Raw genomic sequence first — 7,073 nt, 5'->3', positions numbered from 1 at the left:
GGGGTGTCGCTGATCGGGGCCGCTGCGAATCGTGGGCTTTGGGCGCTTGAAGCTGTGGACATCCGCGAGTTTTCCCGTCATAAGCACCGCTCCGTTGACGATACTCCGTCTGGCGGGGGTGCTGGTATGGTGCTCCGGCCTGATGTGGCGGCAGCGGCGATCGATGCGGTGCAGTCTCGCTGGAGTGGTGAGAAACGGCCGTTGATCTATTTGACACCCCGGGGACGGCCTCTTTCTCAAGCGCGAGTGCGGGAATGGGCGGCTGGTCCCGGTATTGCCGTGTTTTGCGGACGCTTCGAAGGCCTCGATCAAAGGGTCATTGAAGCACGCGACATGGAAGAGGTCAGTGTCGGCGATGCCGTGCTGGCCGGGGGCGAAGTCGCCGCACAGCTTCTCATCGAAGCCTGCGTGCGATTGCTACCCGGCGTGCTGGGTGACCCGGCCTCGGCCGAAGATGAGAGTTTCGAGGGCGACCTCCTTGAATATCCTCACTATACGCGACCGCGCGTTTGGGAGGACAGGGAGATCCCCGAAGTCCTGTTGTCGGGGCATCACGGCCAGATCGAGGCCTGGCGCCGGCAGCAAGCGGAAGAGATAACGAAGAAGCGCCGACCGGACCTTTGGTCCCGGTTCCTGGGGCGCAAGGAGAATGCGCGATGAACACGATCCAGCAGATCGAACAAGAAGAAGCGACCCGCGTCCTCGGCGACAAGGTCCTGCCTGATTTCGCCGCTGGCGATACGCTGCGCGTTCACGTGCGCATCAAGGAAGGCGAACGCGAACGCGTCCAGGCCTATGAAGGCGTCTGCATCGCGCGCAATGGCGGCGGGCTCAATGAGAGCTACACCGTCCGCAAGATTTCCTTCGGTGAAGGTGTCGAACGCGTCTTCCCGATGTATTCGCCGAACGTCGAAAAGATCGAGATTGTCCGCAAGGGCAAGGTTCGCCGCGCCAAGCTGTATTATCTGCGCGATCGTCGCGGCAAGTCGGCCCGGATCACCGAGCGCACCACTGGTCGCGGCATCGTCAAGCGCGAGCCAAAGAAGAAGGGCTAAACCCTCTCTTCCTTACCGAACAGGAAACGCCCGCTGGTCAACCAGCGGGCGTTTTTTTACGTCTCGTTAACACATGCTGTCCGGATTTGCGGCCCGAGTCCGGATTTGCAGGTTCCCGGCCAAACGGTTACGGCCAAACCCACCTTTCAGGACTCGAAGGCCGCCTAGCCCTCTGAGTCCTCAATTTTATGCATGTCCTCATCGGACAATCCGAAATGATGCCCGATTTCATGCACCAGGACATGGCTGACCAATTCACCAAGGGTGACCGTCTCGCGCTCGGCCCATTCATCCAGAATCGGCCGCCGGAACAGGAAGACACGCGAGGCTTCCGGTGCCGGGTCGAGACTGGATTGCTGGGTCAGATCCACGCCCATATAGAGACCGCTCAGCTCGAAGGGGTCCTCCAGCCCGACCGCCTCGAGCATTTCTGCGTCGGCGAAATCGGCAACGAAGAGCTCGACATGACCGCACAGGGCCCGATAGGCCTCGGGCAGGCCTTCCCAGGCGCTCCGGGCAAGGATTTCAAAGTCCGACAGGGTCGGCGGCATCAGATTGGCGATTGTGGTCATGAGGCAATATCCGATTTTGCTGAGACGCCTCTAGCCGGGATTGCCCCCCAGTGCACGCTCCAATGCCGCCGCGAAGTGGGGCCGGCAACTTGTCAGGCGAACAAAAAACGAACAAACTGACAGTATGGACCTTTCCGACGTCGCCTCCGACCGCAATCCGCAGATCGATGATGCCCAGGCGCTGATGCGCGGCGCGGCACGCCTGCTGTGGCAGATGGGGTTTTCCGCGATCCCGGAATTCTCCCTGCCCGATGGCCGCCGCGCCGATCTCGCCGCCATCGGCCGCAAGGGCGAGATCACCATTATCGAGGTGAAATCAGGCATTGCCGATTTCCGCGCCGACAATAAATGGAATGATTACACCGGCTATTGCGAGCGGATCTATTTCGCCGTTTCGCAGCGCTTTCCCCACGAGGTCATCCCCGAGCATGCCGGCCTGATCATCGCCGATGGCTTTGGCGGCGCCATCATCCGCGAAAGCCCCGTGCTCGCCCTCGCCCCGGCCCGGCGCAAGGCCCTGACCCTGCGCTTTGCCCGCGCCGCCGCCGACCGGCTGATGCGCGTCGGGGAAGGCCAACAGGCGGGCTATAGCGTCGACGAAAGCTGACGCCGCGCGCGATCAGGACTCCGGCTTGACCCGCCAGGGCGGATCGATCCGGTTGACGCCGGCATGGTAGAGCTTGATCAAATGCCCGTCGGGATCGCGCAGGCTGGCCTCGCGCCACAGCCAGCTCGTGTCTACCGGCCCGGTCTCAAACTCGAAACCCTCGGCCTGCAACGCCGCGACCTCATCATCAAGCGCATCGCATTCCAGATAGACCACGGCGCCCGGCACCACCGGATCCGGCGTCACATGCAGCGAGAAGGTCGTATCGCCTTCCGGGGCGAGGAAGCGTGAATAATGCGGCGAATCGACCAGCAGCCGAAAGCCGAGCCGCTGGTAGAAATCCTTCGACCGCGGAATATCACTGACCGGTATCGTCAGCTGGTTCAGACGCATCACTCGCTCCCGTGTAATCGGCAATCTCGTCGAGCGGGCGCAGGAGCCGGTCGAGGCTGAGATCGCTAAGAAGATAGGCCCATCCCGCCGTGCGGGCATTGATCGCATCGGCTGCCGGGCGGCCGCCATCTGTCAGGGCAACCGCATTGATCACGGCCCAGCGCGTCTCGCCCAGAGCCAGGATTTCAAGGCTGACGCGCAAGCCGGAGAAGGTCTCTTCGACATGGCGGCCGACGGGTTCACCGCGCAGCCGATCGGCCCGGCGCACATCCCGAAACCGGATCCGTGACAGGGCGGCGGACGGGCCATTGCCGGCACCGGCAGTGATCGGCCGCCAGCCACCCGGTTCACGCAGCGAGAAATTGCGCGCCGAACGGCCGGCCCGCTCGAACACATAGGCGGGACCACGTTCGGGCGTGATCAGGGTTCGGGCAATATCGGCCGGGTCCAGGGCGAGGAAATCAAGATCGATCCAGCCATCGGCCAAGGCGATAGACGGGACCGCCGCGACCCCGCCGGAAAGCTCGGCCGCAAAACTTCGCGGCCGGCCGGGAAAGCGCAGATAGACCCGTCCATTGCGGGCGGCGCCGATCATGATATCGGTCAGGACCGCGCCATCATCACCGCGCACGGTCAGCCGCGTCCCGGCACCCGGCTGCCCGGCCTCGGCCAGCTCCAGCCGCGCATGCTTGGCCGGATCGGCTGTACGCGCCCCGACATAGCTCAAATCGGCAAGAAAGGCGTCCAGTTCGGCCAGGCGTTCCGAAATGACCGGATGATCATCGCGGCTCGGCATCACCCAGCCCGATGCGCTGCGCGTCAGGGTGAAGTGATCCTCCGGGCCGGCAATCTCGATCTCCCGGGCATTGGCCACACTCGCCGACCAGTCCGGCAGCACCGGGCCACTGACATCGGGGCGCCAGTCGCGCTGGATCTGTAGCGCGATGGAACCGGCGCCGGCGGCCAGCAGCAGGATGGCGGCGCCGCCGGTAATCAGCAATTGGCGCAGTCTCTGACGATCCATCGGCCGGCTCATTTGGCGCTCCTGCGGCGGCGGGTCAGCGCCCCGGCCAGGCCCAACAGGACCACCAGAGCCGGCGGTACGCCGATTGTCCAGAATTGCAGGTTGGAATTGAGGGCATCGATATCATGGCGAAACTCGCGCTCGACCTCGCGCAAATGCGCCCTTGTGCCCAGGATTTGCTGGCGCAGCGCCATCGCCTCGTCACGGCCGGCGCGGGCGCCCGGATCGGCCAGACCCGAGGCCTGGCCGGAGCCGAGCAATTCCTGCAAACGGCTCTCGGCCGCGTCAATTTCCGCCTCGAGCCGGTCCTGGATCTCGACATAGCGCGCCTCAGCCTCGGCCCGCAGGGCATCAACCCGCGTCATGGGCCGCGCCGAGGGTGCACGCGAGCGCAGTCCAATCAGGGCCGGGTCGCCGGCGGCGATATCGACCAGATTCATCGCCAGGGCGAGATTGTCGGCGACAATCATGTCGCCAGCCGCCGGGTCGCTGCGCAGGTAGAAACTGTCGTCAAGCCAGTCGATATCAGCCACCACGGTCAAGTCGAGTGCCGTCGCCGAGCGATTGAGATGGTCAGAGGGGCTGAACATGGTGTCGGCGGCAGGCGGGCCGTCGGGAAAGGCCGAACCGGTTTCGCCTCGCAGGCGCGCCCCCAGAACGACCGGCTCGCGGCCAGCCTGATAATCGCGCAGCAAATCATCCGGGCTGGGAGCGCTCGCTGCGATATCGGCATCGACGAGAGTGCCGTCCGGGCTGGTGGCCATCAGGACAGTCACGTCGAGCCCGCTATCGGGCAGGAAATTGAGAGCGCCCGGCGATCCGAAATTAATGCCGCGATCGAGCGTTGCGGTTGCCAGGTCTTCGCTGTTGATCTGAGCGCTGCCGATGGAAAACCAGAGGGGATAGGCACGGCGGCGAGCGCGGCCATCGGTATCGATAATCTCGACAGGCAGGCCGAGCGTGCGGTCCATCGCCACGCTTTCGCTGTCCCAGGCGACACCCCAATTGGCCAGCAGCATGGGCAGGTCCGAAGCCCGCTGGGCATCAACCGGCGGCAGACCATCGAGCCCGGGCCGCAGGGCCATATGGGCCATCGGGTCGATAAACAGCAGCACGCGACCCTGGCGCAGGGCGAATTGGTCAATCAGGTAGAGCTGACCCTCGTCAAGCCGACCGGGATGGATGATCATCAGCGCGGCGGCATCCGGTATGCGGTCAAAATCGCGCTCTAGCCATTGCAGATCATAGGCGTCATCGAGATCGGCGATAAAACGGTTGGGCGCGCCGCTGTTCGGGTCGAGCGGCAAGCCGGTCAGGATCGCCATACGCGGGCGTTCGGGCCGGTCGATATCGGAGATGAGCCGCGTCAGATCATATTCCAGACGCGCTTCATCGGTCTGGTCGAACAGGTCGATCACCGCCTGGTCATCCACCGAATTGCGGGCGACCAGACCAAAGAATATCTGCTCGCCGGTATCGGTCGGCAGGGCGGCAAGGCCAGCCGCAAGGGCTTCATCTTCGGCCTGGGAGAAGGGTGCCGGGTCAATCTCGATCAGGCGGATCCGGCCGCCGGACTGCTTTTCATAGGCGCGCAGCAATTCGCGCACCCGAGTCGCATAGCTGCGGATCGCGGGATATTGCGCCGCTTCGGCCCGCGAATGATAGAAACGCCATTCGACCGGTTCATTGAGACGGTCGATCACGGCCAGTGTGCCAGGCGAGAGCCGGTAGAGGCCATTCTGGGTCAGATCAACCCGCACGCCGGACAAGACCTGTCCGGAAAGGAATGTGCCGGCGAGGAAAATCGCGACAATGCTGGCCAGCATCAGCGGTAGATAGAGCGCCTTTTTCATCGCCCGCCCCCACGCTGTTCGGCAATCATCACGCCGGCCGCCGCCAGTGAAGCGAGAATCAGGCCGGCGAAATAGAGCAGATCGGTCAGATCAATCACGCCATTGCGAAACGCATCATAATGTTCGAGCGCACTCAGCCCGGCGATGAATTCCGACAGGGCGGCCGGCGCATTCTCGCCCAGCACCGACAGGACCAGCGGCAGGCCAGCCATGGTCAGCAGGAAGCAGGCTCCAGCGCCCAGCACGAAGGCGACGACCTGGTTGGCCGTTGTCGCCGACAGGGCCTGGCCGATCGCCAGATAACCACCCGCCAGGAGCAGCGCGCCGAGATAGGCGGTCGCGATCGCCATATTGTCCGGCTCACCGAGATAATTGACGGCGATCCACATTGGCGCCGTCAGGGCGATCGCCGCGGCGGCCACTGTCCAGGCGGCGAGAAACTTGCCGCTCGTGGAAGCCCAGAGCGGGATGGGCAGCGACATCAGGAATTCCAGCGTCCCGCGATCCCTCTCTTCGGCCCAGGCGCGCATCGCCAGTGCCGGCATCAGGATCACCAGCAGCCAGGGGAGATAATCGAACAGGGGCGCGAGATCGGCACGATTGGTGTCGAAAAAGCGGCCGATATGAAAGGCAAAGGCTGGCGCGGCAAAGGCGAAAACGGCCAGGAAGACATAGGCCAGCGGAGTCTGGAAATAGGCGGTCAGTTCGCGGCGATACACGGCAATCAGCGAGCCCATCACGCCGCCTCGCCGATGGCCCGCGGACCTGCGGTCAAATGCCGGAAGGCCGCTTCAATGGTATTTTCCGGGGCCAGGCGTTCCAGCGCGTGCGGCGGACCGTCAAACAGGAGCCGGCCCTGGGCGATGATGATCGCCCGGCTGCACACGGCCGGGACTTCGTCGAGAATATGGGTCGAAATGATGATGGCCTTTTCCGGCGCCATTTCACGAATCAGATCGCGCACCCCATCCTTCTGATTGGGGTCGAGGCCATCGGTCGGCTCGTCGAGGATCAGCACGGCGGGGTCGTGGGCGATCGCCGCCGCGAGGGCCGCACGACGCTTATACCCCTTGGACAACGTCCCGATCGGCTGCGAGGCGGCAGCACCCAGCCGGGCGCGATCCAGCGCCAGTTCGGTCGCCCGCTTGAGGGCATCGCCGGAGAAACCGCGCACTTGCAGGCCGAACGCGACGAAGGCGCGCGGCGTCATCGCCGGATAGGCTGGCGCACCCTCGGGGAGATAGCCGAGGCGTGATTGCGCCTCGATCCGGTCCTGGACGCAATTATGGCCGGCAATGAGGGCCGAACCGAAATCGGGCTCGAGACAGCCCGCCAGCATGCGCATGGTCGTGGTCTTTCCCGCGCCATTGGGGCCGAGAAAGCCGAGCACCTCTCCGCGCTCAAGGCTGAAGCTGACATCATCGACGGCCCGCAGGCCTCCGAATTCCTTCACCAAATGGTCGGCAACCAGCATGGGTAGCGCTCACAAATTGCAGACCCTAGCGTTAGCGCGGTGCAGGCCGCTTGGCCAGCGCGAAGGCCGGTCACAAAATTACAAATTCCTGGAAA

At 64.1% G+C, this 7,073-nt stretch carries 9 protein-coding genes; 3 read left to right on the top strand and 6 right to left on the bottom strand.

The annotated features are described in order from the left end of the window. On the top strand, window positions 1–660 hold a 660-nt coding region (gene trmD, locus AAC023_RS01165), incomplete at its 5' end, for a tRNA (guanosine(37)-N1)-methyltransferase TrmD (RefSeq protein WP_339737254.1). Then, entirely contained in the window at window positions 657–1,055 is a 399-nt protein-coding gene (rplS, locus tag AAC023_RS01160; protein WP_339737252.1) for a 50S ribosomal protein L19, read from the top strand. The genes trmD and rplS, both read left to right, overlap by 4 nt. 164 nt (window positions 1,056–1,219) lie before the next feature. Here the strand turns inward: rplS and AAC023_RS01155 are convergent, their stop codons facing one another. Continuing rightward, window positions 1,220–1,627, bottom strand: a complete 408-nt coding sequence (locus tag AAC023_RS01155; RefSeq protein WP_339737250.1) for a metallopeptidase family protein — start codon at window positions 1,625–1,627, stop codon at window positions 1,220–1,222. 124 nt (window positions 1,628–1,751) lie between these two features. Between AAC023_RS01155 and AAC023_RS01150 the strand changes: the two genes are divergently transcribed. Next, window positions 1,752–2,234: an MmcB family DNA repair protein gene (locus AAC023_RS01150; protein WP_339737248.1), complete on the top strand. Its 483-nt coding sequence runs from the start codon at window positions 1,752–1,754 to the stop codon at window positions 2,232–2,234. Window positions 2,235–2,246: 12 nt separating this feature from the next. Here the strand turns inward: AAC023_RS01150 and AAC023_RS01145 are convergent, their stop codons facing one another. The 5 genes from AAC023_RS01145 to AAC023_RS01125 are packed head-to-tail and all read right to left on the bottom strand — an operon-like array spanning window position 2,247 to window position 6,978. Then, window positions 2,247–2,627 (bottom strand): VOC family protein, encoded by a 381-nt coding sequence (locus tag AAC023_RS01145; protein ID WP_339737246.1) that lies wholly within the window; start codon window positions 2,625–2,627, stop codon window positions 2,247–2,249. Further along, window positions 2,593–3,663, bottom strand: coding sequence for a hypothetical protein (locus AAC023_RS01140; RefSeq protein ID WP_339737244.1), 1,071 nt, complete (start codon window positions 3,661–3,663; stop codon window positions 2,593–2,595). The genes AAC023_RS01145 and AAC023_RS01140 overlap by 35 nt, the downstream gene beginning before the upstream one ends. Beyond that, window positions 3,660–5,504, bottom strand: a complete 1,845-nt coding sequence (locus AAC023_RS01135) for a GldG family protein (RefSeq protein ID WP_339737242.1) — start codon at window positions 5,502–5,504, stop codon at window positions 3,660–3,662. The genes AAC023_RS01140 and AAC023_RS01135 overlap by 4 nt, the downstream gene beginning before the upstream one ends. Then, window positions 5,501–6,241, bottom strand: coding sequence for an ABC transporter permease (locus tag AAC023_RS01130; protein ID WP_339737258.1), 741 nt, complete (start codon window positions 6,239–6,241; stop codon window positions 5,501–5,503). Before AAC023_RS01130 ends, AAC023_RS01135 begins: the two co-directional genes overlap by 4 nt. Further along, entirely contained in the window at window positions 6,241–6,978 is a 738-nt protein-coding gene (locus tag AAC023_RS01125) for an ABC transporter ATP-binding protein (RefSeq protein WP_339737240.1), read from the bottom strand. The genes AAC023_RS01130 and AAC023_RS01125 overlap by 1 nt, the downstream gene beginning before the upstream one ends. Window positions 6,979–7,073 lie beyond the last annotated feature (95 nt).

This window comes from uncultured Maricaulis sp. (genome assembly GCF_963976135.1).
In the GTDB taxonomy this organism is placed as follows: domain Bacteria; phylum Pseudomonadota; class Alphaproteobacteria; order Caulobacterales; family Maricaulaceae; genus Maricaulis.
This window is presented reverse-complemented; position numbering and strand designations above follow the sequence as displayed.

What these genes read in the sequence shown, in the direction of transcription:
- AAC023_RS01155 (WP_339737250.1), bottom strand. Translation starts at nt 1,627, where the DNA reads ATGACCACAATCGCCAATCTGATGCCGCCGACCCTGTCGGACTTTGAA.
- AAC023_RS01140 (WP_339737244.1), bottom strand. Translation starts at nt 3,663, where the DNA reads ATGAGCCGGCCGATGGATCGTCAGAGACTGCGCCAATTGCTGATTACC.
- rplS (WP_339737252.1), top strand. Translation starts at nt 657, where the DNA reads ATGAACACGATCCAGCAGATCGAACAAGAAGAAGCGACCCGCGTCCTC.
- AAC023_RS01150 (WP_339737248.1), top strand. Translation starts at nt 1,752, where the DNA reads ATGGACCTTTCCGACGTCGCCTCCGACCGCAATCCGCAGATCGATGAT.
- AAC023_RS01135 (WP_339737242.1), bottom strand. Translation starts at nt 5,504, where the DNA reads ATGAAAAAGGCGCTCTATCTACCGCTGATGCTGGCCAGCATTGTCGCG.
- AAC023_RS01130 (WP_339737258.1), bottom strand. Translation starts at nt 6,241, where the DNA reads ATGGGCTCGCTGATTGCCGTGTATCGCCGCGAACTGACCGCCTATTTC.
- AAC023_RS01145 (WP_339737246.1), bottom strand. Translation starts at nt 2,627, where the DNA reads ATGCGTCTGAACCAGCTGACGATACCGGTCAGTGATATTCCGCGGTCG.
- AAC023_RS01125 (WP_339737240.1), bottom strand. Translation starts at nt 6,978, where the DNA reads ATGCTGGTTGCCGACCATTTGGTGAAGGAATTCGGAGGCCTGCGGGCC.